Origin of the sequence: Anaerotignum sp., from assembly GCF_030625865.1 — a bacterium.
Taxonomy (GTDB): domain Bacteria; phylum Bacillota; class Clostridia; order Lachnospirales; family Anaerotignaceae; genus Chakrabartyella.
This window is the reverse complement of the sequence record NZ_DAOUQB010000028.1, coordinates 1-23,112: the sequence shown is the minus strand read 5'-3', so window position 1 is coordinate 23,112 and position 23,112 is coordinate 1. Positions and strand designations below refer to the sequence as shown.

General features: G+C 39.2%; 24 protein-coding genes. 16 read left to right on the top strand and 8 right to left on the bottom strand.

Features of this window, described 5'->3' with window-relative positions:
• Positions 1-345: 345 nt before the first annotated feature.
• The 4 genes from P9Q65_RS09285 to P9Q65_RS09270 form a co-directional block, all read right to left on the bottom strand.
• A complete protein-coding gene (locus P9Q65_RS09285; protein ID WP_304509134.1) occupies positions 346-1,785 on the bottom strand; it encodes an APC family permease in 1,440 nt (479 codons plus the stop codon).
• A gap of 728 nt (positions 1,786-2,513) precedes the next feature.
• Entirely contained in the window at positions 2,514-3,497 is a 984-nt protein-coding gene (locus P9Q65_RS09280; protein WP_304509133.1) for a MerR family transcriptional regulator, read from the bottom strand.
• Positions 3,487-4,680, bottom strand: a complete 1,194-nt coding sequence (locus P9Q65_RS09275) for a CaiB/BaiF CoA transferase family protein (RefSeq protein WP_304509132.1) — start codon at positions 4,678-4,680, stop codon at positions 3,487-3,489. The genes P9Q65_RS09280 and P9Q65_RS09275 overlap by 11 nt, the downstream gene beginning before the upstream one ends.
• Before the next feature lie 114 nt (positions 4,681-4,794).
• Complete coding sequence (locus tag P9Q65_RS09270; RefSeq protein ID WP_304509131.1) at positions 4,795-5,229, bottom strand: hotdog fold domain-containing protein; 435 nt, start codon at positions 5,227-5,229, stop codon at positions 4,795-4,797.
• 514 nt (positions 5,230-5,743) lie between these two features.
• Between P9Q65_RS09270 and P9Q65_RS09265 the strand changes: the two genes are divergently transcribed.
• Complete coding sequence (locus P9Q65_RS09265) at positions 5,744-5,869, top strand: hypothetical protein (RefSeq protein ID WP_304509130.1); 126 nt, start codon at positions 5,744-5,746, stop codon at positions 5,867-5,869.
• A gap of 75 nt (positions 5,870-5,944) precedes the next feature.
• On the opposite strand, the gene P9Q65_RS09260 is transcribed toward P9Q65_RS09265, so the two are convergent.
• Both P9Q65_RS09260 and nth read right to left on the bottom strand, forming a co-directional pair.
• A complete protein-coding gene (locus tag P9Q65_RS09260) occupies positions 5,945-6,790 on the bottom strand; it encodes a DUF6612 family protein (protein WP_304509129.1) in 846 nt (281 codons plus the stop codon).
• A 63-nt stretch (positions 6,791-6,853) separates the two neighbouring features.
• Positions 6,854-7,495, bottom strand: a complete 642-nt coding sequence (nth, locus tag P9Q65_RS09255) for an endonuclease III (protein ID WP_330695332.1) — start codon at positions 7,493-7,495, stop codon at positions 6,854-6,856.
• A 554-nt stretch (positions 7,496-8,049) separates the two neighbouring features.
• On the opposite strand from nth, the gene P9Q65_RS09250 reads away from it, so the two are divergent.
• From P9Q65_RS09250 to ybaK, 4 genes are read left to right on the top strand one after another with little or no spacing between them, the layout of a single operon-like run.
• Entirely contained in the window at positions 8,050-8,466 is a 417-nt protein-coding gene (locus P9Q65_RS09250) for a DUF6762 family protein (protein WP_304509127.1), read from the top strand.
• Positions 8,456-9,724 (top strand): hypothetical protein, encoded by a 1,269-nt coding sequence (locus tag P9Q65_RS09245; RefSeq protein WP_304509126.1) that lies wholly within the window; start codon positions 8,456-8,458, stop codon positions 9,722-9,724. Before P9Q65_RS09250 ends, P9Q65_RS09245 begins: the two co-directional genes overlap by 11 nt.
• 23 nt (positions 9,725-9,747) lie before the next feature.
• On the top strand, positions 9,748-10,587 hold the full coding sequence (locus P9Q65_RS09240) for a DNA-3-methyladenine glycosylase family protein (RefSeq protein ID WP_304509125.1): 840 nt from the start codon (positions 9,748-9,750) through the stop codon (positions 10,585-10,587).
• Between the two features lie 6 nt (positions 10,588-10,593).
• The gene (gene ybaK / locus P9Q65_RS09235; protein WP_304509124.1) at positions 10,594-11,073 is read left to right on the top strand and encodes a Cys-tRNA(Pro) deacylase; all 480 of its coding nucleotides are present in this window, start codon (positions 10,594-10,596) and stop codon (positions 11,071-11,073) included.
• 57 nt (positions 11,074-11,130) lie between these two features.
• Here the strand turns inward: ybaK and P9Q65_RS09230 are convergent, their stop codons facing one another.
• A complete protein-coding gene (locus P9Q65_RS09230) occupies positions 11,131-12,390 on the bottom strand; it encodes a stalk domain-containing protein (RefSeq protein WP_304509123.1) in 1,260 nt (419 codons plus the stop codon).
• A 135-nt stretch (positions 12,391-12,525) separates the two neighbouring features.
• On the opposite strand from P9Q65_RS09230, the gene P9Q65_RS09225 reads away from it, so the two are divergent.
• From P9Q65_RS09225 to P9Q65_RS09195, 7 genes are all read left to right on the top strand, one after another.
• Positions 12,526-12,765, top strand: coding sequence for a FeoA family protein (locus P9Q65_RS09225; RefSeq protein WP_304509122.1), 240 nt, complete (start codon positions 12,526-12,528; stop codon positions 12,763-12,765).
• A 1-nt stretch (position 12,766) separates the two neighbouring features.
• Entirely contained in the window at positions 12,767-14,680 is a 1,914-nt protein-coding gene (feoB, locus tag P9Q65_RS09220; RefSeq protein ID WP_304509120.1) for a ferrous iron transport protein B, read from the top strand.
• A 41-nt stretch (positions 14,681-14,721) separates the two neighbouring features.
• A complete protein-coding gene (locus P9Q65_RS09215) occupies positions 14,722-15,246 on the top strand; it encodes a GNAT family N-acetyltransferase (protein WP_304509119.1) in 525 nt (174 codons plus the stop codon).
• A gap of 1 nt (position 15,247) precedes the next feature.
• Complete coding sequence (locus P9Q65_RS09210) at positions 15,248-16,240, top strand: ROK family glucokinase (protein ID WP_304509118.1); 993 nt, start codon at positions 15,248-15,250, stop codon at positions 16,238-16,240.
• Between the two features lie 175 nt (positions 16,241-16,415).
• The gene (locus P9Q65_RS09205) at positions 16,416-16,832 is read left to right on the top strand and encodes a hypothetical protein (RefSeq protein ID WP_304509117.1); all 417 of its coding nucleotides are present in this window, start codon (positions 16,416-16,418) and stop codon (positions 16,830-16,832) included.
• A 420-nt stretch (positions 16,833-17,252) separates the two neighbouring features.
• A complete protein-coding gene (locus P9Q65_RS09200; protein WP_304509115.1) occupies positions 17,253-18,563 on the top strand; it encodes an acetyl-CoA hydrolase/transferase family protein in 1,311 nt (436 codons plus the stop codon).
• A 226-nt stretch (positions 18,564-18,789) separates the two neighbouring features.
• Positions 18,790-19,245, top strand: a complete 456-nt coding sequence (locus P9Q65_RS09195) for a deoxycytidylate deaminase (protein WP_330695330.1) — start codon at positions 18,790-18,792, stop codon at positions 19,243-19,245.
• Between the two features lie 244 nt (positions 19,246-19,489).
• Here P9Q65_RS09195 and P9Q65_RS09190 read toward each other — a convergent pair whose 3' ends face one another.
• Positions 19,490-19,738 (bottom strand): peptide deformylase, encoded by a 249-nt coding sequence (locus tag P9Q65_RS09190; protein WP_304509148.1) that lies wholly within the window; start codon positions 19,736-19,738, stop codon positions 19,490-19,492.
• 146 nt (positions 19,739-19,884) lie between these two features.
• Here P9Q65_RS09190 and ruvA point away from each other — a divergent pair, with 146 nt between their 5' ends.
• The 4 genes from ruvA to P9Q65_RS09170 all read left to right on the top strand — a co-directional run bounded on the left by ruvA (position 19,885) and on the right by P9Q65_RS09170 (position 23,110).
• Entirely contained in the window at positions 19,885-20,487 is a 603-nt protein-coding gene (ruvA, locus tag P9Q65_RS09185; protein ID WP_304509114.1) for a Holliday junction branch migration protein RuvA, read from the top strand.
• Positions 20,488-20,506: 19 nt separating this feature from the next.
• Positions 20,507-21,511 (top strand): Holliday junction branch migration DNA helicase RuvB, encoded by a 1,005-nt coding sequence (gene ruvB, locus P9Q65_RS09180; protein ID WP_304509113.1) that lies wholly within the window; start codon positions 20,507-20,509, stop codon positions 21,509-21,511.
• A 75-nt stretch (positions 21,512-21,586) separates the two neighbouring features.
• Positions 21,587-21,850, top strand: coding sequence for a hypothetical protein (locus tag P9Q65_RS09175; RefSeq protein WP_304509112.1), 264 nt, complete (start codon positions 21,587-21,589; stop codon positions 21,848-21,850).
• A 360-nt stretch (positions 21,851-22,210) separates the two neighbouring features.
• Entirely contained in the window at positions 22,211-23,110 is a 900-nt protein-coding gene (locus tag P9Q65_RS09170; protein ID WP_304509111.1) for a hypothetical protein, read from the top strand.
• The last annotated feature ends 2 nt before the right edge of the window (positions 23,111-23,112 follow it).

The following is a 23,112-nucleotide window of genomic DNA, read 5'->3' as shown; positions in this document are numbered from 1 at the left end:
ATCCCCTGCTTTTATTTCATAATATTAAAATGCGCCACCCATTAGGGATGGCGCTCAGGGTGTCGATAAAGTCGACGTCCTTTGAAAAAAGCTCAGTTCCTTCAAGCTTTTTTCAAGTCAGCAGAGGACAAATAGATGTGTTCCTGCAACCAAAAGGTCTTGAAACGCCCTATTTTCCTCGGATGGGCAAAGCTTATCCTGCGGGTTCTAGTTGGGAAATTCTTCGTTTCCCAAGCCCTTCCGTTTTTTAAATAGGTTTTTCGAAAGTCTGGGCGCCATCCATTAGGGATGGCGCTTTTTAAATGATTAGAAATTAATTATGAGGGGCTAATTTAAATGATGAGATTATATTTTTCCATCATCTTTCATTTTTGCGTATAAAATTTGTTCTACAGAAACACCTTTCCATTTACCATAAATATAACGTTGTCTAATGGAGAAGTAGAAAATAATTCCCAGAGCTGTCCAGACACCTAAGATAATAAAGGATGGTTTGGATAAGAAACCAGGCATACCGGGGACGAAAGTGATTATTAAAAAGATGGAGGCAACTGCAACACCTAAAGCACTAATCCACATTTGCGTTTTGTCACCATCTCTTTTTGCAACTTTTGTGGCAGATGCGCATGTATAGGTGAAGCCCATAGCGGCACCAACACAAGTCATATCAACAATCCAAGCTAATACCTGACGACCGAACCAAGGGGCAATCAACGCCAGAATCATCATGAAGAAGATGCCGTTTTTCGGTGTGCCCTGTGGTGTTAAGTGAGCAAATTTTTGGGGTAAGGCATCTGCGTAAGCCATAGAGTACAGAAGACGGCTGGAAGCAATATAGAAACCGTTCATACTTGCAACAACTGCACAAAGCATTGCGATACCAATAAAGATAACACCGATGTACCCGATGGACTTCATAACCATTTCGCCCGTTGCCCAGTCGGGGTTGGATGCCAGCATAGGCTGCCAAGGATTGATAACTGATGTAATAAATACAACTACGCAATAGATAGCACCACCAACCAAAATTGCAGCGACCATGAGGCCTAATGCTGCTTTATGTGAGAAGCTGTATTCTTCGGCCGCCTGCGGGATACAGTCAAAACCCACAAAACAATAAGGGGCAAAAGCCAATACTGCAAGAATGGAGGTAAACTTTGATTGTCCTCCTAAAAATAGGGGCTTTAAGTTGCCCAAATCAGGTTTTGTCATTAATACGCCAATTAAAGCAAATAATACAGAAGCAAATAAGGAAACGGCGACGAGAGTTTGGAACCAACCAGCACTTTTAATACCACGCATATTTACAATGCCTAAACCAATAATGAATGCGTAAGCCAGAAGAATTTCCCCAAGGTATACATCCCACCCAGCAATGGTGTAGAGGTAACCAAATTGCAAAGGGGAACCTGGTAAGATATAACGAGAAATCATAGCCAATGCGGTAGAGTTCAAAGGAATCAGCGACCAATATGCCAGTACAATGAACCAGCCGCAGACAAAAGCATGTTTTTTACCAAAAGCAGTGTCGGCGTAGACAAATTCACCGCCGGAAAGAGGAAATTTTCGAATCATATAACCATAACTAATACAGATAATGCACATAATAATTGCGCCAAGCATCAAGCCTAAAATGGAACCCAAAGGGCCGGCTTTTGGCAGGAAGGATGTACCGGGCATTACGAAACAGCCCCATCCTATGATTGCTCCTAACGCCAATGACCAAATATCAATTTTTCGTAAGTCCTTTTTAAACGTACCTTCTTGCTGTTGGTTTTTCGACATAAGCATTACCTCCCTAGATTCATTCATACTTTACAATCATAGAAAACATAACTTATTATTGCGATTTAAAGAATTTTTGAAAATATTTTCATCACCTAGAGAACCTTGATCAATTCTCAAGGCTTTGTAACTTAAAGAGACGAAGGAATTTAGATTAGGAAAACAGATCCATACCCTTTCGCTAAAACAATCCCCGATGTAGGTCTGCTTTTTATAGAATTTCACCTTGATTCATCCGCGGATAATGAATTTTTTAATAAAACCAATAAAACTAAATAAATTTATTTGGTAAATAAAAATATTTTTGGTGGTATTCTATAACTCCCTTTCAATATAGTGCATCCACTTAAGGTATAGTCAATAGAAATATTTTTTTCTTTTTTTTAAACAAAAGTTTTTTAAAGACAAAAGTCTCCTCCTAGAGGATTGTTTTGAATATTACAAGTTATTGTTTAATTATACTAAATTTATTTACAATTGTAAAAAAAATATTAAAATTAATCCGAAATAACGTAATTTCTATCATTTTTTTGTATTTTTGGCATTGTATCAACAAAAAAAATTAGCAAAAATATAGTCTGAAAATCTCCCAAATTTTCATAGAGGACAAGAATTTTTCTAATGGAAAAGTTTTCATGAGGAATTTTTTTATGGATTTACTGCAATAAAAAAAGGGGACTAGGTGCAAAAAAAATTCCACGTTAGTCCCCTCTGGTAATACAAAACAATTAGCCAATAGGTATAATGATTTTGGTAATATGATTTTCTTCATTATTAATATCAACCGGAGAAATAATATATTCTTCTGAGATTGGACCGGCTACCCTATGGCCTTGTTGGTTTAGCCATTTAATTGCTTTGATATGGGTTTGTATTATCTCATCGTTTCGACCGATATGTAAAGCAGTTACAGCCTTAAAGCCGCCATATTGCTTGAATTCTTTTAAATCTTCTCGGGTTTCATCAATGGGGATACAAATTTCTAAGTCACAATCTGTTTTGAAAAATTGCTCCAGCGGATTGTTATGGTAAGTTAAAATAACAGAACCTACCATGCGCAAATTATGCTGCGATACCATTTCAAATAATTCAAACCATCGATCCACAGAAACGTCACTATTTTTATAATTCATTTTAATGCGCCTTGTGAATAATACATTGCGATTCGGAATTTCCTCAACGCGTATACCCTCTGTGGCCCAGTTAGATTGCTCAGTTTCAAGGATATTATGCCCTTTTTCCAGACGGTCAAGCAAAAGCTGTCCCGCAGCATACTGGTTGTTAAGAGATTCTATCATCTTGCTAATCTCAAACAATCTTTCTTTTATGCATGTACCCATAGATGTTGCGTTTTTTTGGCAAACAATTTGGCTTATTTCTTTCAGAGGAATGCCAAGATGTTTTAACTTGCGAATGATGAATAAAGTTAAGATTTGGTCCTGGGTGTAATAGCGATAGTTGCTGTCACATTTCCTGTATTCCGGAACGAGAAGACCAATTTTATCATAATAACGCAATGTTTTAATAGGTACGTTACAGAGTGTAGAGACTTTTCCGATCGAATAGTAGTTTTTCCCATCGGACATGTGATCGCCCCTCCTTGCATCTGTGTCATGATATAAGCTATCCTGTTCAGTATACCACAACGGCAAAAATGGCTCAACAGAAAAAGGTGGTTCGCTACTCTGTTTTTTTGTCGAATCAGATGACATTTTTATCTTCCAATTCTTTGATTTCTTGGTCAGAAAGACCTAAAACTTCTTTGAATATAGCAGCATTATCTTCACCAAGGATAGGGGAGCCTTTCTGAGCGACATCTTCTTCGCCATGAATCTTAATGGGAGAACCGGGGATGCGAATTGTTTTGTTCATTCCTGGCTGATATACATCCCAAAGCATATTTCTTTCCTTTATTAAAGAATGGTCTGAAATTTCTGGGATGGTAAGAATAGGGCCAAAGGGAATGGACAGGCCGCAGATGATCTCTTCTAATTCCGCAACAGTTTTTGTTTGGGTCCACTCTTCAATAATCGGTTTCAAGTCTTTCAAATAGTTATCACAGCGATCTAAATTTGTTAGAAAGCGAGGGTCATTAATCAAATCTTCTCTGTTCATCGCGTTACAAAGACCTGCAAACATTTTGTCTGTGCCGCAACCCATAACAAAATCACAATCTTTTGCGTGGAAAGAATCAAAGGGTGCGATACTTGGATCCTGATTACCTGCACGATGAGGGTGTTTTCCGGCAATGGTATATTCAACTACAAAGTTTTCCATGGTTGAGTATAATGTGTCGACCATAGCAACATCAATACGACGGCCAACACCTGTTTTTTCTCTTTCATACAGTGCCATTAAAACACCCATGCACAAATAAGCACCGGTATAACTGTCGCCTACGGAAGGGCCGATTTTGCAAGGGGGACCGTCTGCAAAGCCTGTTACACTCATCATACCGCTCATAGCTTGTGCAACAATGTCATAGCAAGGACGAGAAGCCAAATCACCTGTTAAGCCGAACCCACTAATGGAACCGTAAATAATACGAGGGTTAATTTCCTTCAAAACGTCATAGGAAAATCCCAATTTTTCCAGTACGCCAACTTTATAATTTTCACAAATTACATCAGCAGTTTTAACCAGCTCTGTAAAAATTTTTTTGCCTTCTTCAGAAGCAAGGTTTAATGTAATGCCTTTTTTATTACGGTTAATATAAGCATAGTAGCCACTAAAATCGTTTTCCATAGGTCCCCAGGCTCTTGTTTGATCTCCGGAACCAGGACGCTCAATTTTGATTACTTCCGCGCCATGATCAGCAAGATTCATAGTACAAAAAGGGCCACTGTAAGCTTGTGTTAAATCAAGTACACGAATACCTTCCAACGGTCTCTTCATGGTTTTCATCCTCTCTGTTTACATAACTATAGATAATATGCATAAAAATTTTTAATTTAGGTGAAAAAGAAAGAGCGGATAGATATCCGCCCCTTCCAAAAAGTCGTCAAAAACTTACTGAGGGTGCTTAGCATCCTTGAAAGAAGATTCCTGAGGACCTCTCTGATCTTTTTTCGCAATGTAAAGGCTGCCTGTTGCAGTACCACACAATACAGGAGGTTCACAAGCTGTTGCGCGTGTATCCTGAGGATTTGTGATATCAACCATTTTAGCAACTTTCCATGCTTCAAATTTACATGTATAGGACTGGTTACCAACTTTTTCAATCCAACCGTGGTATTCCATGAAGTCACCAACGTATACAGGAGCTGTAAATTCGATATCTTTGTAGCCTAAGAACAAGCTGATATCGCCATCTACATAAACCATCAATTCTGTACCAACATCGCCCCACTGGTTAACGATTCTGGCGCCGTTTACTAAGTTGCCAGTATAGTGACCATCTTTTGCGCTCATCATTAAGTGATGTACAACCTTTTTACCTACCATTGAAAATTCCTCCTTTAAATTTTATGTATAATGTTTATTGGGTTCGTTAAGTATGTTCCTTAACTATGGCTTAAGTATATCTGGTACAGCCAATGGAAAGTCAACAGTTTATTAAAGTTTTTTTTGGAGAATAAAAAAGCAAAACAGCTGAACAATCCACTAAGGGGATGGTTTTAAACATTTCTGTCAAACCTTTGAAAATGGCTATTTTTAAGGGATATGGCTGATATTAAAATGGAGCAGAGTCTTTTTTTCTTATAATAGATAAAAATTAAGTGGAGAGTTTTTATGAAAAAAAGAAGAAAAAAGCCAACTTAGAGAATCCATTTTTTATAATGAAAGCAAGTGTAATTTTATGCACATAATTTCATTCAAAATTATGTGCAAATTTTAACAGAAAGCAACTTTCTTTGCAATAGCTTATGGAGAAAAAATAAGAGAAAATGCATTTTATAAGGGGAGCGGCCTCGTTTATATACTCAAAAATTTAGGTTTAGATAAAGAGAAAGGTAAAATGAAAAAGAGAGGGGAGAGTTTTCGCCAAGCGACAAGGGTGTCTTATAAAAAAACAGCTTTGGCACAAGGGAAAACGCTCCCTGAGAAGCCCATTGGGATGTTGGGGAATAATCTGCTACTGTAATACTACAAATGAAATGCTTGAAAAAATTTGTTTTTTGAGCTGAGTTTCACTTCTATTTTTAAAGAAAAACCATGTTTACTGCCCTGATTCAAGGGCTTCCTCGGGAATTTCAAAATCTTCAACACTGTTAAAGTTACTGTAACTCATGGAAAAGCTTGCGTGTTGAACAGAAAAGTTAGAATTATTTTCTGCGTTGTCATCAGTAAATAAATCAATGGTTTTGTCTATAATCATTTGGATTAAATTGGAAATATCTGTTTCACACTGATATACCAATCCGTCTTCTCCAATCCAAAGGGTAACAGGTAACTCACCGATTTCCTTGTACATTGCCTGCAACTCTTCCTGAGAAATTCCTAGGTTAAATGCCGAGGTTAAGATTCCGGAATCTTCAATGATTTTCCCCATAGTTTCTCCTTTGAGGACACCATCTATGCGAACCACAGAGGTATCACCGATTTTTTCAGCACCTTTATTTTCAGGGTTTTCAATTGAGGAAAGGTAACCAATGATATTGTCATAGACTTGGTATTGTCCCAAGGAATTTTTTTCTAGTTGTGTGCGAACCCAGCCTGTACCGGCATTTATGAAAGCAGTGATTCCGTCTCCCTGTTCTTGCACATACATTTGCATAATGGTTTTTTGTTCTACATTGTTTTCCATAAAAGAAGAAACATCCAGTTTCATTTTTAACGGCTGTACAAAAGTAGAAATATCGGCTGTTGCGATAGTCGAAATTTCTTCTGAATCTAGATTCATTTTAACATTCATATTCATTTTTGCCTGTAGGCTTGTTACTTCAGCCATTTTTTGCCTGGCATTTTCAATCAAAGTGGCGGCATCATTTTCCTTGGTGCTACATCCGGAAAAAATAAGGATAGCGGTGATGGTCAATAAGAAATAGCGAATTCTTTGTTTCATCCAGTAGTCCTCCAATCAAATTTGCATTCTTTAAAGCAGTGTTTCCACTTATAGAGGATATTATTAATTGTTCTCTGGTTTGCAGCCGCCATCACAATATGCAAGTAAAAAGCATTCGTTGCATTTTGGCCGCCTGGCGATGCAAATTTTTCTGCCATGGGCGATCAGCTGGGTATTAATGTCGATCCAATTTTCTTCAGGGATAATCTCCATCAAGTCAAACTCAATTTTTACAGGATCTTGATTTTTTGTAAGTCCCAGCAAATTGGAAATGCGTTTCACATGGGTATCCACCACGATGCTTGGGATACCGTACCAGTTGCCCCGAACCACGTTTGCGGTTTTCCGACCAACCCCGGCTAGGGATGTTAAAGCAACCATATCTGAAGGAACTTCGCCGTTGTACTCCGTTAGTAGCTTTTGACAACAGGCAATAATGTTTTTTGCTTTGTTATGGTAGAAACCCGTAGAGTGGATATCTTTTTCCAGCTCTGTTAAATTTCCTTCAGCAAAATCTTTTATGGATTTATATTTTTGAAACAAATCCTTTGTAACGATGTTAACCCTTTCATCAGTGCATTGGGCTGATAAAATGGTGGCTATAAGCAACTGCCAGGGATTCTCATGATTCAGATAGCACTTTGTGGGGCCATAATGTTCTCGTAATAATGTTAAAATGTGTTCAACTTTCTCGTTCATTGTCATTTTCTCATACTCCTTCCCGAAGGATGAATATTTCCCGAAAAAACAGAAGATTTCCCAAGAAATATTTCCCTTTTTCTTTTTTACTGTAAAACAAGCAGATTTCCCGCTACATTTTTGGTTTTGCCGCAGTTTTCTGTATAAGCTTTTCATTGATGATGTTTAATGATAGTTTTTTGGATCAATATACTGTATTTTAAAGGTTTATTATATTATGATTTTATAACTATAACATAGAATTTACTTCATTTAAATAAGAATTCCTTTATGAAAGTCTTTCATAAATATTGGTTAATATTGCTTTGCATCTTGGATAATAAATCTATATTGGAAAATCCTTCCGCTAAAATAAGATTTTCCAAAATCTATGTTTTTTTATTTCGTAAAATATAGGAACAAATTCTTACAATTTACGTCATATTCAAAAAAGCCCATAAATATGGGATTTTAGCCATAGATTGGATAGGGCTGAAACCTGCACTTTTGTTGCATCCTCCTACAAAGTGTAGTATAATTTAATCATAATAGACTAGTTGCGCATTAAAAAGGAGAACGATATGGAAGATACCGTTATTGTAGTCATGCTGAAAGATAAAGAGACGGGGTTTTTGGAAAAAGAGTTAGGGAGTTACTCTCTTACGCAAGATGTGAGGACAGTTTATAATATATATGCCGAAGAAGCGGAAGAGGGTAAAAAAGTAATTTTGCGCTTATCTTGTGAGAAAGAAATCGAAGACTGGGAATACGATGCCATTTTCGATTATTATGATACGGAACCTTTGGCTGCAATGGTAGAGTGTGTAGATGAGGAAGATGGTCATTATAATCCAGTGTGGGTTGTTCGGTTTCCCTTTTCTGATGCATATGGGGAGATGGAGGATAAAATATCTCATATACTAGAAATTCATAAGAAAGAACTGCTTTCGGTTTACGATGCTATAGCGGACAAAAAGGATGATTATTTTGAAGAATAAAAAGTGGAGACATGTCTTTATTTTGATAGGTATTTTACTTTTTTTATGTTGCGCATGTGCATTGGGTAGAACTGACGTGGACAATCCCCCTTCGACTGTGGATCAGAATGGAGTTGATTCGGAAGATCAAAAAGACCATTCAGAAACACCTTCATCGAATGATAATGATGAGAGTAATGAGAACAGTACAGATGCTTCTTCCCAGCAGGATGTTCCAACGATGAACAATGCAACAACAAGTAAAATTGAACCCGAAAAGACTCAACCCGTAGCTACAAAGCCTTTTTGGCAAAGTGAGACGACAAGATTAACAAATAACTTAGTGTCTATTGCTTCTGCCGGCCAGAAGGATTATAAAGAAAACGGTGCTAAAAAAGGCTGGATGAGCAAAAACGGGGTGCTTTACAGCTATTATGAAGATAAATACATAACTACCGATATTTTGGTATCGGATGGATATTTAGAAAGTGGACTGAAATCGTCGGATTATAAAATTTTATTGATTAATGGAAGTGATTTGGCGGCGGTGGAAGGAGCTACGGTTTCAGCAGACAGTATGGATTTTGGTGTGTTTGCTGCTACAAAGCAATCCAATCGATATTTGATTGCATCACCCAGCGGTAAGATAGGAACGATAAGTGAAGAGAGTTTTGATAATTTATTGGCAAAATATAGTCAAAACAATGGGAATATCGTAAGGCTTTCTTCCGCTTCCGCAGAGTACGAGCGAATCCTAAATTATATTAGCCTTTTTGAGGGGCGTTTCGATGAATATTATGTAAGAGAAATTCGCATGGACAATAAGCATGCGGTTGTTGTTTTTTCTAACCGAAAAAATACTTCAAATATTAAAGAATATATCTTGGAGAATGAGAATAATTTCTGGGAGGTTGTTTTTCCAAATGCCCAAAGTGAATATTATCCCATTACTACAATAAATCGATATATACCCAATTTAAATTTAAAGTTATTGCCGTCCTATACTTTAGCTTCATGGCGGGGCAACATCTTTCAAGAGCAAGGGGGAACTGTTGCTGCACTTTTCAGTGCAAAAGCTATTTCCAGTGCAAGCGAAGTTTCATATCAGTGTGCAACGGCGGCTTGCGCATATGCAGTTTTAACCAATGGTGATCGTTATGTATGTTATAGCGAAAACGGGATTTGGAAAGCAAAATATGTAACATCCGATTATCAGGCACGGAAATTTTTATTAGAAAAAACAGGGATAGATTACGGCTTCCTGATATTAGATGATTAAGTTGAAAAAGGTAGGTTTTGCGAATGGAAAAAGTCTATTGGGATTGCCCAGACTTTTCTCTGTCACAAACCTTAGAATGTGGACAATGCTTTCGCTATCAAAAAGAAGATAATAATTGCTATACTGTCATCTCGGGTCAAAGGGTAGCTACCATTGGCCAAGTGGGTGGCAGTATCGTTTTTTATGGCGGAGAAGATATCCCGTTTTGGAAAGGGTATTTTGATGGAGATAGAAACTATGAAGAAATCAAAAAACGGTTATGCAAAGATGATCCCATCATGGGCCAGGCAATTTCTTTTGCACCGGGAATTCGCATATTAAGGCAGGAGTTTTTCGAAACCTTAATGTCGTTTATATTATCACAAAACAACCATATTCCAAGAATAAAAGGACTGATACGAAGGCTTTCGCAGGAATTTGGAACGCACATTGATAAAGAATTATACAGCTTTCCTACGCCGGAGCAGCTAGCAGGGGTCTCGGAGGAAAACTATCGTGGTCTTGGCTGTGGATTTCGGGGCAGATATTTAGCGGATGCGGTGGAAAAGGTATTGGGAGGGAGCTTCAAGCAAGAAGAATTGGAGAAACTATCTACCCGGGAGTTGCGTCAACGTTTGATGGTAATTTGTGGTGTTGGACAAAAGGTTGCTGATTGCATATTACTATTTTCTTTTGGAAGACATGAAGTTTTTCCAATGGATGTATGGATCAACCGTGTTTACAGCCATGCATATTGTAGTGGTGCAAAGCTTTCTCCTGTGGATCTGCAAAAATCGGCAGCGGAAAAGTTTGGAGAAGATGCAGGCTTTGCCCAACAATATTTGTTTTATTATGGAAGAGAAATGAAAATAGGAAAGGGGTAAGATGAAATGGTTAAAACCAATGTAATGCGACTTTTAGAAGCGGCAGGGATTTCTTACCGTGTATCTGAATATGAATATGATGAAAATAATCTTTCGGGGATGAATGCAGCCGAGAAAATAGGTATCCCCCCGGAACAGGTTTTTAAGACGCTTGTAACCAGAGGAGATAAAACGGGAATTTTGGTATTTTGTATTCCCGTAAATATGGAACTCGATTTAAAAAAAGCCGCAACGGTATCAGGTAATAAAAAGCTGGAAATGACCCATGTAAAAGACCTTTTGTCGTTAACCGGCTATATAAGAGGGGGGTGTTCTCCCATTGGCATGAAAAAGAAATATCCTACTTATATAGATGAAACGGTCATATTGTTTGATGAGATTGCTGTGAGTGCCGGAATGAGAGGGGAGCAGGTACTTCTTTCTCCTGATGACTTGATCCCATATATTGAGGCAGCGGAGGCCGATATTACAAAGGAACATGGTTGATTTGAATTATTAAAAAGAGATATCTAAAATTAGATATCTCTTTTTTTGTTGATTTTTCTATTTTATTGAAATTTCCATGATATCGGTTGTAGCAGTTTCAATGCCGTCTCTTACGGCGGAAATTTTAATATATATGGGGCGGTTGTTAATGGTGGAAATACCAAAGCATTGTGGGAAGCCCCAATACCAAACTTCACCTCCCAATGCCTTATTATGTAGTTTGTTAAATTTTCCGTCTTTTGTGTAGGCCATATATACATAATAATATTCAGCATCATATACAGGTGTCCAAGTAACATATGCATAGTCATCCTCAACCCAATAACGTAGGTTTTTTGGTGTACTTGGAGCATAAGAATACTCTTTCATTTGTTGAATGGGAATAGAAAGATCCAGTGGAACTTCCATAATCCCACGAATAGGGATGGAAAAGTATTGTTCATCGCTATAAGAGGAAGTCATACCGATTAGTTTTCCTTGGCTGTTAAACAACCCGCCGCCGCTACTACCATGGTCGATGGGAGCACTGGTAGCTATAATGTCTTGATTAAAGTCATCTATTTTTCCTTGAGACAGGACATTACGATTGCCGTTTGGTGCGCCCACAGCTGTTACAGCCTCCCCTTTTGTAAGAGAAGTTTCCGTGCTTGCAGCAATCAGATTTTCTTTATCAATATATAATAGCGCAATATCTCTTTGGGGATCTAAGCCAACAATGGTGGCTTTTCCTTGATAAATGGAATCATCTGCAAAAACCATTTGTACCAAAGAAGCGTTTTCAATTACATGGAAATTTGTTGCAATCAGGCCATCGGAGGAGAGGATGATGCCACTGCCTTGCATTTTATTTGTTTGAATATAAACCACCGAATCCGTTAAATCATTCTGAGAAACTTGGCTGGTTGCGATCACTACTGTGTATGTTTCCCCATCCCATGTAACAGTTGCACCGCCGTATTCTGCTATAAAACGCAAGGGAACCATGGTGGTGTTCTTTGATAGGGTTGCAGCCGCATCTAAAGTCACAGGCTCCTGATTTACCAGAGCAACGGGATTATCAATGGTAAGAAAAAGTTGTGTTGATTCCTTGCTGGCCTCAACGGTATGGCTATCAGGGTGCCATATAACGGTATAGCCCAATGCTTCCATAATACTACGCATAGGAACCAAGACACGGTTATTTTCTATCATGGCAGGAGCGGAAAGGGGCAACGGGTATCCATTAAAGGTTACTGCAATATTCTTTGCAGAGGCAGGTGTTATTACAGAAAAACAGAGTATGAAAAAGAGGATAAAACCTCTTACTGTTCGTTTCATTATTTCACTTCCTTTTCGGCTTGAGTATAGCACAGTTTTTCATAAATAGCTACCAAAATTTATTTGTCGTTCTATGGAATAAAATAGTAAATCTGCATGAGGGATATGAATTTTGCATAGATATAGAAGGGTTAGATGATGCAGACAAGTTTAAACTTTTTAAAAAAAGGAGAATGGGGAAGGGTGGTAAGGCTTGATTGTGACAAAGAGATATCTCGCAGGCTATTGGAGTTAGGAGTAACGCCCAATACACTTTTGTATTGTATTCGCTGGGCGCCTATGGGAGGGGCTGTAGAAGTGAGGCTTCGTGGTTTTTCCTTGGCTTTGGGCTACAATGAAGCCGCATCTGTTTTGATAGAGAAAGAAGGGGGATAACGTGAAAAAATTGGGTTTGATTGGCAACCCCAATTCAGGAAAAAGCGCACTTTTCAATACATTAACCGGCAGTGATGCCAGAGTTGGAAATTGGCCGGGGGTGACGGTGGAGCGAAAAGAAGGAATATGGGAAAAGGGGGCGTTTCTTTGCATAGATTTGCCGGGAGTATACTCCCTTTCTCCTTATACTCCCGAGGAAAGGGCAACGGCTGGGTTTATTCTTGATGAAAAACCGGATATCCTTTTGCAAGTGATAGACACCACAGCCTTGGAAAGAAGCCTTTTTTTAACAACTCAGCTATTGGAGTTGGACATCCCCCTGGTGATTGGGTTAAATATGGTGGATGTGGCAAAAAAACAGGGTATCTTTGTTGATGCTACAAGGCTTTCGGAAATATTGGAGATACCTGTTGTAGAAATATCTTCCATTACAGGAGAAGGGAGTGGGAACCTAGCCAAAAGTCTACATAAAACATTGGAGAAGGGGCGTAGAGGGGAAACCGTGATTTCCCAAGATAAAATTTGGGCAAGGATTCAGCCATTGATGCAACCGTTTTTTCAAGGGACACAGGGGTTGTTTTGTGGAATGCGGTGGCTGGAGCAGCAGGAAAAGTTTGATTGGGAGGGGGAAATCGCTGCAGCAAGATATGAATTTTCTGTTTTTTGCTGTCAGGAAGTCGTTCTCCAAAGATTTAAAAAAGAGACCCCTACAGAAAAACTGGACAAGCTTTTTTTGCATCCTTTGCTTGGTATTCCCATTTTTTTTATTTGCATGGCACTCATTTTTCATATGACTTTTTCCTTGTCATTTTTAGGGACAGGGATTCCTTCTCCGGGCGTTTTTTTTAGAGATGGTGCAGAGTATGGGGTAAAACTTCTTGGGGATGTGACAATGAGTTTTTTTCCGCAAATGCCCTATTGGGGAAGAATTTTTTTCATGGATGGAATCTTTGGTGGAATGGGCAAGGCGATATCCTATTTGCCTCAAATTTTGTGCTTGTTTTTCTGGCTTGTTTTTTTAGAAGATAGTGGGTATATGGCAAGGGTTGCTTTTTTATTAGATAGGCCCATGCGAAAGCTTGGCATTTCGGGAAGGGCTTTTTTACCCCTTCTTACCGGTTTTGGGTGTTCTGTGCCTGCAATGATGAGTGTTAGAACGTTAGAGAGAGAAAGCAGCAGAAAAATTACGAGGCTGATTATTCCCTTTTTCTCATGTGGTGCAAAGCTTCCGTTATATGCCCTTCTGGTTGGATTGCTGTTTCCTGAAAATGGTGGATTGATTATGTTTTGCTTGTATTGCAGCGGCATTTTTATTGCTGTTTTTTGGGCGATTTTTTTAAGAAAAAGGTGCTTTTCTGGGCAAGAAGCTTCCTTTATTATGGAGATGCCGCCGTATCATCTGCCTAGGTGGAATAATATTATGCGAACGCTTGGCAGAAGGGGCAAAGAGTATCTTTCAAAGGCAGCAACAGTCATTCTTGGTGCAAGCGTTATTATTTGGCTGGTATCTCATATTACTTTGGATTTTCAAATGACAAATGATTCCTCATTAAGCATATTAGCTTGGATTGGACAAGGACTTACCCCTTTTTTCATCCCTCTTGGATTTGGGAGTGGTGCCTGTGGCTGGAAAGCATCGGCGGCAATTTTAACGGGATTGGCGGCCAAGGAAGCGGTTGTCTCTGCAATAACCGTTTTAGGGGGGCCGGAAGAAATGTTTACCCGAGCATCAGCAATTTCTTTTATGGTTTTTCACCTTTTGAGTATACCTTGTGTGGCCGCGGTATCTGCTTTCTGGTGTGAAGAAAAAAAGGGGAAGACTTTATTTTTTGCCCTATGCCTTTGGCTGTCAACGGCTTGGATCGTTTCATTTTTGGTATATCAAATTGGTAGATTGATTGAGATTGCTTTTTGATACCTTTTATAGTATTCTTTGGAGCAAGGAGGAAGAATACTATGTTTGAAAAAATATCAAAGGATACGTTTGAATTAGTCTATCCAATTTTAGAAGAAGCCTTTCCTGTGGAGGAGTTGCGGGAAAAACAGCGTCAAAAGGCGCTTTTGGATAAACCGCAGTATGGTTTGTATGGAATCAAGGAAGAAAGCGGAATACTACAAGGGGTGGTTGCCCTTTGGGATTTTGATGATTTTTTATATATAGAACACTTTGCCATAAAGCCACTTTTTCGAAACGAAGGGATTGGCGGAAGAATGTTGGATAAAATGATAAATTGGGCAGGGAAGCCTATTGTTTTGGAAGTAGAAGTACCAAATGATGAAATAACAGAAAAGCGGGTGGGTTTTTATGAGAGACACGGTTTTCTTTTTCATGATTATCCCTACTTACAGCCGCCAATGAGGGCGGGGCAGGAAATGCTGCCCCTTCGGTTAATGACATTGCCGGAAAGAATATCTCCCGATGAATATGAGAGGTACAAAAGCTTAATTCACAAGGTTGTTTACAACTATGAGGAGGCATAAAATGGAATACTGCTTTGGGGTGGACATTGGCGGAACCACCATAAAAATTGGACTTTTCTCTCAAAAGAATAGGTTTTTAGAAAAGTGGGAAATACCAACAAAAAAAGGCAAAGATCCCAAGCCGGTCATAAACGATATTGCAGAAGCCATAGAAGAATGTTTGAAACGAAACAAACTGAAAAAAGAAGAAGTCATGGGGATTGGTATGGCGGCACCCGGGCCTGTAACTGAGGATGGGTTATTGCGAGGAGCGGTAAACATTGGATGGGGTGATGTGTTGCTTGGGGAGGAAGCCCGGAAAATCATAGGAATTTCACCTGTATTGATTGGAAATGATGCACGCTTAGCGGCATTGGGGGAATATACCTTTGGTGCAGGCAAAGATGAAGGCAGTCTTCTTATGATTACTTTGGGCACAGGAGTTGGCGGCGGTGTGGTTTTCGACGGAAAAATACTCACTGGAAAGACAGGAACCGCCGGAGAAATTGGTCATATGACCATGAACCCTTTTGAAACAAGGTCTTGTAATTGTGGCAAAAAGGGATGTTTGGAGCAATATGCCTCGGCAACAGGGATGGTTCGTGTAGCAAAAGAATTTTTAAAAAAATCCAATGAACCTTCCACCCTTAGACGGTTAGATACCATTACGTCAAAGCACCTTTGGGATGAAGCAAAAAAAGGTGACAAGATGGCGTTGAATATTGCAGAATATGTTTCTCGTCTTTTGGGCATAGCAATTGCCAATGCTTGTTATATTGTTGATCCTGAAATGGTTGTAATTGGCGGCGGCGTTTCTCAAGCGGGGCAGTTTCTTTTGGATATGGTTCAGGGAGCATATGCTGAAAATGTTTTCCCCCATTGCAGAGATAAGAAATTTGCTTTGGCAAAGCTTCGTAACGATGCAGGAATTTACGGAGGAGTTGCATTGGTGCTTCAGAGAGATGAATTGGTCAATAAGCACAAGCAAACTATGAAAAAAATGTTAAATAGGTAAAATATTTGTGAAAAACAAACAATTATGTTTTTTTATTTGAAAAGAATTGAAAATCAAAAGGATTTTTTTTAATTTTGGAGAATACTAATTACAAACAGATAGGTAATACTATTTGTAAAACAACTTTATAATATAAATCCAGAGGTATTTCACCAGTATAAAGGGGGAGATTGCAATGGTACAGATTCTTGCAGGCGAAAAAGGTGTAGGTAAAACAAAACGACTGATCACTATGGCAAATGAGGCAAGCAAGGAAACAAACGGTTGTGTTGTATTTATTGATGACGACAATAGTCACATGTATGATCTTCATTACAGTGTGCGGTTTGTGGATACTCCAAGATTTATTATGGAAAGCCCTCAGGTTTTTAAGGGCTTTGTATGTGGAATACTCTCTCAAAATAACGATATTGAAAAGGTTTACATTGATGGGCTAAATCATATTATTGAAAAGATTAACTACGAAGAATTTACTGATTTTATCAATCAGTTGGGTGCTATTTCGAAAGAAACAGAAACGGATTTTACCATGATAATCAGCTGCAAGGGAGAAGAACTCCCTAACGAGGTTCAACCATATATTGTAAAATAAGAATAAGAAAATAGAGCGGTCAGCCATTTCTGCGGGAAAAGGTTGGCCGCTTTTTGTATGGAGTTTGCATAGTTTAAAAAAAGGTTGTTGTATGACAAATGTTTTGATTTTATTTACTTTGAAAAAAATGGATAATACCTTGAAAATAAAGGGTTTCTGGCTGTTTTGATGAAAAGATACAAATAAAATTTTAGGTTTTAATTTATATAATTTTGGATTTTTGTAGATACAATCGGGTTAAAAGAGCGGGTTTTTGTACAATTTGAGAAACATAAGGTGTTTTGCCTTTACGAATATCCTCTCTTTATGCTAAAATACGGAGGAAAGAAAGTATTTTGTATTCAAATATAGACAATTTTATCCTTGCTATTGTGCAAATTGCCAAGTGAAATATGAAAACAAAGAGGAAAGGTGAGATAAATGAGTAAGTTTCAAGAAATGTATCTTGCAAAGAAAATGACGCCTGATGAAGTTGCAATGTTCGTAAAATCCGGGGATGTATGCGCTTGCCCCACAGGCTTGGAAGAGCCTACCGCTATCTGCGAGGCAGTGGCGAAAAGGGCAAAGAATGGGGAGTTAGTGGGTGTGATTCATCATCAAACCTTATCTGTAAAAGGTGGTCCATTTTTAAACTATGAAGAGTTAAAGGGAAAATACGACTATGTTTCATGGTTTACCGGAGGGGCAGGCAGAAAAGGCATTCAGGAAGGGTATTATACTTACATTCCTAACAATTACAGTACAATTCCAGGTTATTGGAGAGATGTACAGCCTAGACTAGATGTTTTTTATGCTGAAGTTTCCCCTATGGATAGCCATGGGTATTTTAGCTGTGCTATGGCAGGTGCTGAAGTTGTTGCTATGCGTGAGAAAGCAAAAATTATTCTTTTGGATGTAAACGATAAGATGCCTCGCGCTTTGGGTAATAACCAGATTCACATTTCTCAGGTTACGGCTCTTTGCGAATCTTCCAGACCTCTCTCTATTTTGCCCAATGCACCTTTGACTGATGTTGATAAGAAAATCGGTCAGATGATTGCAGATGAAGTATCCAATGGTGCAACATTACAGCTGGGTATTGGTGGGATTCCCAACGCTGTTGGTGTTCTTTTAAAGGATAAAAAAGATTTGGGTATTCACACAGAAATGCTTACAGATAGTATGGTGGATTTGATTGAATGCGGTGCTGTTACCAATATGAAGAAACCTATCAATGTTGGAAAAACGGTTGCTACATTGGCATGGGGCACGCAGAAAATGTATGATTATATGAATGACAACCCAGCGTTTGAAATGCACCCTGTTGATTATACGAACAACCCTTATATTATAGGGCAGCATGATAACTTTGTTTCTGTAAACGCATGTGTTGAAATTGACTTGTTTGGTCAGGTTTGTGCAGAAAGTCTTGGAACAAAACATTACAGCGGTTCCGGTGGACAGGTTGATTTTGTTCGTGGTGCAAACTTATCTAAGGGTGGTAAAGGTTTTATTGCGATGACTTCTACAACAAAAGGTGGGACAATCTCCAAGATTAAGCCTACATTGACACCTGGATCTATTGTAACAACAACCAAAAACGAAGTAGACTTCTTGGTAACAGAAAATAACATTGTTCGTTTGAAAGGTCAGACTGCAAGTGACAGAGCGAAAATGATTATTTCCCTTGCGGCGCCTGCGTTTAGAGAGGAACTGGAGTTTGAAGCAAAGAAAATGAATTTGATTATCTAGTCTGTTATTTTGAGTAATTGATAGATTGATACACTTAAAAGAATAACTGAGAGCCAGCAAATGAATTTTTTGCTTAGGTTTTCATAGAAAAGCCTTTTTATCTGAAAATAGAAGCCAATTTTGCCTTGGTGATAAAATATTTTCAGGGAAAGGCTTTTTTTTGGACAATGTTTTTTTGACAAATATTCAAAGTTATGATATTTTTGAAAAAATAACAGTAGGAGGAATGAATTCAGTGAGAGCCAGTTGGGATGAGTATTTTATGCAGATCGCAGAAATTGTAAAGACCAGATCTACCTGTTTGCGTAGGCAGGTGGGTGCGGTGATTGTCAAGGACAACCGCATTATAACAACAGGGTACAATGGTGCACCTTCGGGGTTGAAACACTGTACTGAACTGGGAGGATGTGAAAGGGAGCGTTTGGGAATTCCTTCGGGGCAGCGTCATGAGCTTTGTCGTGCGTTGCATGCTGAGCAAAATGCCATTATTCAGGCGGCAAAATTAGGTATTTCAACAGATGGAGGAACTATCTACATCACCCTGCAACCCTGTGTCATTTGTGCAAAAATGTTGGTAAATGCGGGAATCAAGCGTATCGTTCATAAAGGAGAATATCCGGATGAGCTTTCTCAAAAAATCTTGGATGAAGCAGAGATTGAAATTACAATTATGCCGGATTAAACATTGAAAAGTATTTGAAAATTTTTATATGATTTTTTATTTATGGAAAGTAGTACATAATACAAGCGTTGGTTTCAACACTTTTTTTGGTGAAACCAACGCTTATTTATTGTTAAAATTTGTATCAATATAAGAATTTATTTTGAATAAAAAGTGGATTTTCAGAGCGTTTCTTTTCAAAAAATGAATGATTATCGATACTGCCCATGACAGCTAGAATCCCGTCCAGATGGTCATATTCGTGTTAAAATAATTCAGATAAATCTTCTTCCAATTCCATTTTGCAGGTCTGATGCTCCATATTGGCATAGTGAATGATACAGCATTTATAGCGCATTACTTGAACCAATAGATTTGGAAAGGACATACAGTCATCCGGAACTTCCATTTGCGCCCCATCGGGAAATTCCAAGCGGGGGTTGAGGAATATCACGGGATGGTTGATATACATATATAGAATTTGCTTTTGAACTCCAATTTGGGGTGCAGCAATGGCTTATCCTGCCCTGTTTTCTTTAGTTATACCCTTTTTCAAGAGGGAACAATGGCGAACATAGTTTCCTTTTTTACATACTTTGGGTTGCTCTTTGGAAATTTGTCCAGTATAATAAAACAATGGAGAAAGAGAGGAGAAGAAATATGATCTCTTATATTAAGGGTACCTTGTCACATCGGGGAGACAGCTATATCATATTGGAAACGGGCGGAATCGGGTATCAGATTTTTGTTTCCACAGGAGTGCTTGCTCAAATGCCCGAATTAGGGAAGGAAATAAAGGTTTTTACTTATATGAGTGTGAAAGAGGACGGAATCTCCCTCTTTGGTTTTTCCTCAAAAGAGGAACAGGAAATGTTTTTGAAACTTTTGACAGTTGGTGGCGTAGGGCCAAAGGGTGCCTTGGGTTTTTTATCCCAGTTAACGCCACAGGAAATTATTATGGCAATTTTATCGGGGGATGCAAAAACCCTTTCAAAAGCCCCCGGGGTAGGCCGAAAAACCGCCCAAAGGGTAATACTGGAATTAAAGGATAAATGCAGTACGGAGGATGCCATTGCTGTTCCCTTTGCTTCTGAGGAAGAAGTGGGTGCTGTGGGGGGCGCAAAATTCGAGGCCATTGACGCCATGACAGCTTTAGGCTACAGCCGCAGTGAGGCAGCTAAGGCGGTAGGGCAGGTTGCTGCTGAAGGTATGACAACAGAAGAAATTTTAAAAGCAGCATTAAAGAAAATGATTACATTTTAGATAGAAGCGGGTGTTACCATTGGAAAATCGGCGGATATTAACAGCGGGATTTCGGGAGGAGGATAAGGACTTTGAACCGAAGCTCAGACCGCAGCAGTTGGATAGCTATATTGGGCAGGACGGGGTTAAGGAAAATTTAAAGGTTTTTATACAGGCGGCTCAGCAAAGAGGGGAAGCCTTGGATCATGTGTTGCTGTATGGACCTCCCGGTTTGGGGAAGACAACCCTTTCCAATATTATTGCCAATGAAATGGGGGTTCATATCAAAACCACTTCAGGCCCTGCCATTGAACGGGCGGGGGATATGGCGGCTGTTTTAAATAGCTTAAGCGAGGGAGATATTCTTTTTATTGATGAGATTCATCGTCTTAACCGTATGATAGAGGAAATTTTATATCCTGCAATGGAGGATTTTGTAATTGATATTATGATAGGCAAAGGTCCGGGCGCTAGGTCTGTCAGGTTGGATTTGCCAAAGTTTACGTTGATTGGCGCAACAACCAGAATTGGACTTCTTACGGCACCCTTGCGGGATAGATTTGGCGTTGTACAGAGATTAGAGCCTTATGACATTGAAAATTTAAAAACCATTATTTGCCGTTCGGCAGAGGTATTACAGATTGAAATCGACGAGTCTGGTGCGGAAGAAATTGCCCGAAGGGCAAGGGGAACACCGAGAATTGCAAATCGTCTATTGAAAAGAGTGCGGGACTTTGCCCAAGTGCGTTATGATGGGGAAATTACCGGTGAAGTGTCTCAGTTTGCGTTGGACTTATTGGAAGTGGATCGCATGGGGCTGGATTTTATCGACCGAAAAATGCTTATGATGATGATCGATAAGTTTGACGGAAAGCCCGTTGGGCTGGATACCCTTGCCGCCTCCATTGGGGAAGAATCGGAAACCATAGAGGACGTTTATGAGCCTTATTTGTTACAATTGGGCTATATTCAACGTACGCCAAGGGGCAGAATTGTCACGGGAGCAGGCTATGCACATTTCGGCATGCGACCGAAAGAAGAATAAGAAGAGTATTTTTTTGGAAAAATAATGAAAGAATTTTAGACAAGAAGATCATTATAAATTTTTAAGGAGCGGTTTATGAAATTAGCCATTGAAGAATTAATTGAGAATGTAAAAGATGAATTGCTTTGTTATGAGGATATGGAACAGGCCAGTCAGCGATGGGAAAATGAGTTTCTCCGTTGGGTGGAAAGCAATAAAGGAAAAAATAAAGACATTGTGGTGGAATCAGGTGGAACTTTCTTTAAAATAAAGGATGAAGAAGAAGTATTTGAAATTGCAAATTCATATGTGGATGCCATAGATGAGGGTAGTATAAAGCAATATTGGGGAAAATTTTAACGGGCTTTTAAAGGCTGTATTTGATTTTAAACTTAGGTTGGAAAGGCCTGCAAAGCAGGCTTTATAACCGTCCGCTCTGCCAGTGAGATTAAAGCTTTTATACTGAAATAAAGACGCAACGCAATTCTTTTATGAATGGACAAAGCAGACACCATGTGGTAAGGTTATTAAATATATCTATGTGGGGGTGCTCTGTATAGAGCATTGGCGTTTCTAGATCCAAACCTGTAATACGCCCCAATACAAAAGGAGTGCATTGGCATGAAAAAGAATATCTCAGACGTCCTCAGCGCAGTCACCTGCGTGTTGATAATTATTTGCCTGTTCCAAATTTCTGCGCTGAAATCGCAGGTACGTAACTTGCAAAACGACCTCATTAGTCATATGTCTACTGTCGACAACAGTATTAGCAACGTTTATTCAAGTGTTTACTCCGCCATGGAGGAGCAGACCAGCCTCCTTTCTGTAGGCTCATGGAAGTTTGGCAAGGTGGATTTTGACGCTATGACAGTGATACTTAACTGTGCCATTTCACCAAAGGAGTATGCAACGAATACCGAGGCGGCTATCATCATAGATGGTGCTGAGCACGCAATGACACTGGGCAATGGTGGGAAATTTATTGCAAACATTGAGATTCCTCTTTTTTCCGAAACCCACGTCTCTACAGTGATTTTCCGCGAAGACGAATCCATACGAACCGAGGCGCTGGATTGGCATGTCTCACCGCAATACGACTATTTCCCCGAAATTTATGCAGATTTAGATGGTAGTGCAACTGGTAGCTCGCAAGATGGCTTATATGTTTATCACCGCAAGGGAGTTGTCAATGTGGATGCCTACTGTAAGGACGAAGGCGAGATTAAGAGCGCCACCCTTGTTGAGATGCTGGATGGCAAGAAGTTGAGCACGACAGACATTCCCCTTGATAACAAGGAATTTTTTGAAAATTATCAAAGTGAGAGCGGTGCAAGACCGGAGAATGTGGCAGCTGCTCAGTCTACAACACAGGTGGAGGGTCACATCACCCAAGGACCATTCTACTATGCGTTGGACAAGGACTATGAGATTCCCTATGGTAGTATGCTTACCTTATATGTAGAGGTCGAGGACGGTAATGGGTTTCTTTACCGCTGTGTGATTGACCACATGGAGGTCAGCGACAGCGGGGAGCCCATAGACGATGACTATTTGTGGGCAGGTATGGACGCCAGCATTTATGACACAAACGGACAAGTGCTTTATGAGGGAAGTCAATAGTT

What these genes read in the sequence shown, in the direction of transcription:
- P9Q65_RS09215 (WP_304509119.1), top strand. Translation starts at nt 14,722, where the DNA reads ATGTTTGAAAAAATATCAAAGGATACGTTTGAATTAGTCTATCCAATT.
- P9Q65_RS09230 (WP_304509123.1), bottom strand. Translation starts at nt 12,390, where the DNA reads ATGAAACGAACAGTAAGAGGTTTTATCCTCTTTTTCATACTCTGTTTT.
- P9Q65_RS09175 (WP_304509112.1), top strand. Translation starts at nt 21,587, where the DNA reads ATGAAATTAGCCATTGAAGAATTAATTGAGAATGTAAAAGATGAATTG.
- P9Q65_RS09270 (WP_304509131.1), bottom strand. Translation starts at nt 5,229, where the DNA reads ATGGTAGGTAAAAAGGTTGTACATCACTTAATGATGAGCGCAAAAGAT.
- ybaK (WP_304509124.1), top strand. Translation starts at nt 10,594, where the DNA reads ATGGTTAAAACCAATGTAATGCGACTTTTAGAAGCGGCAGGGATTTCT.
- P9Q65_RS09225 (WP_304509122.1), top strand. Translation starts at nt 12,526, where the DNA reads ATGATGCAGACAAGTTTAAACTTTTTAAAAAAAGGAGAATGGGGAAGG.
- nth (WP_330695332.1), bottom strand. Translation starts at nt 7,495, where the DNA reads ATGACAATGAACGAGAAAGTTGAACACATTTTAACATTATTACGAGAA.
- P9Q65_RS09210 (WP_304509118.1), top strand. Translation starts at nt 15,248, where the DNA reads ATGGAATACTGCTTTGGGGTGGACATTGGCGGAACCACCATAAAAATT.
- P9Q65_RS09265 (WP_304509130.1), top strand. Translation starts at nt 5,744, where the DNA reads ATGAAAAAGAGAGGGGAGAGTTTTCGCCAAGCGACAAGGGTGTCTTAT.
- P9Q65_RS09195 (WP_330695330.1), top strand. Translation starts at nt 18,790, where the DNA reads ATGAATTCAGTGAGAGCCAGTTGGGATGAGTATTTTATGCAGATCGCA.
- P9Q65_RS09285 (WP_304509134.1), bottom strand. Translation starts at nt 1,785, where the DNA reads ATGTCGAAAAACCAACAGCAAGAAGGTACGTTTAAAAAGGACTTACGA.
- P9Q65_RS09240 (WP_304509125.1), top strand. Translation starts at nt 9,748, where the DNA reads ATGGAAAAAGTCTATTGGGATTGCCCAGACTTTTCTCTGTCACAAACC.
- ruvA (WP_304509114.1), top strand. Translation starts at nt 19,885, where the DNA reads ATGATCTCTTATATTAAGGGTACCTTGTCACATCGGGGAGACAGCTAT.
- P9Q65_RS09200 (WP_304509115.1), top strand. Translation starts at nt 17,253, where the DNA reads ATGAGTAAGTTTCAAGAAATGTATCTTGCAAAGAAAATGACGCCTGAT.
- P9Q65_RS09250 (WP_304509127.1), top strand. Translation starts at nt 8,050, where the DNA reads ATGGAAGATACCGTTATTGTAGTCATGCTGAAAGATAAAGAGACGGGG.
- P9Q65_RS09260 (WP_304509129.1), bottom strand. Translation starts at nt 6,790, where the DNA reads ATGAAACAAAGAATTCGCTATTTCTTATTGACCATCACCGCTATCCTT.
- P9Q65_RS09280 (WP_304509133.1), bottom strand. Translation starts at nt 3,497, where the DNA reads ATGTCATCTGATTCGACAAAAAAACAGAGTAGCGAACCACCTTTTTCT.
- P9Q65_RS09205 (WP_304509117.1), top strand. Translation starts at nt 16,416, where the DNA reads ATGGTACAGATTCTTGCAGGCGAAAAAGGTGTAGGTAAAACAAAACGA.
- P9Q65_RS09275 (WP_304509132.1), bottom strand. Translation starts at nt 4,680, where the DNA reads ATGAAGAGACCGTTGGAAGGTATTCGTGTACTTGATTTAACACAAGCT.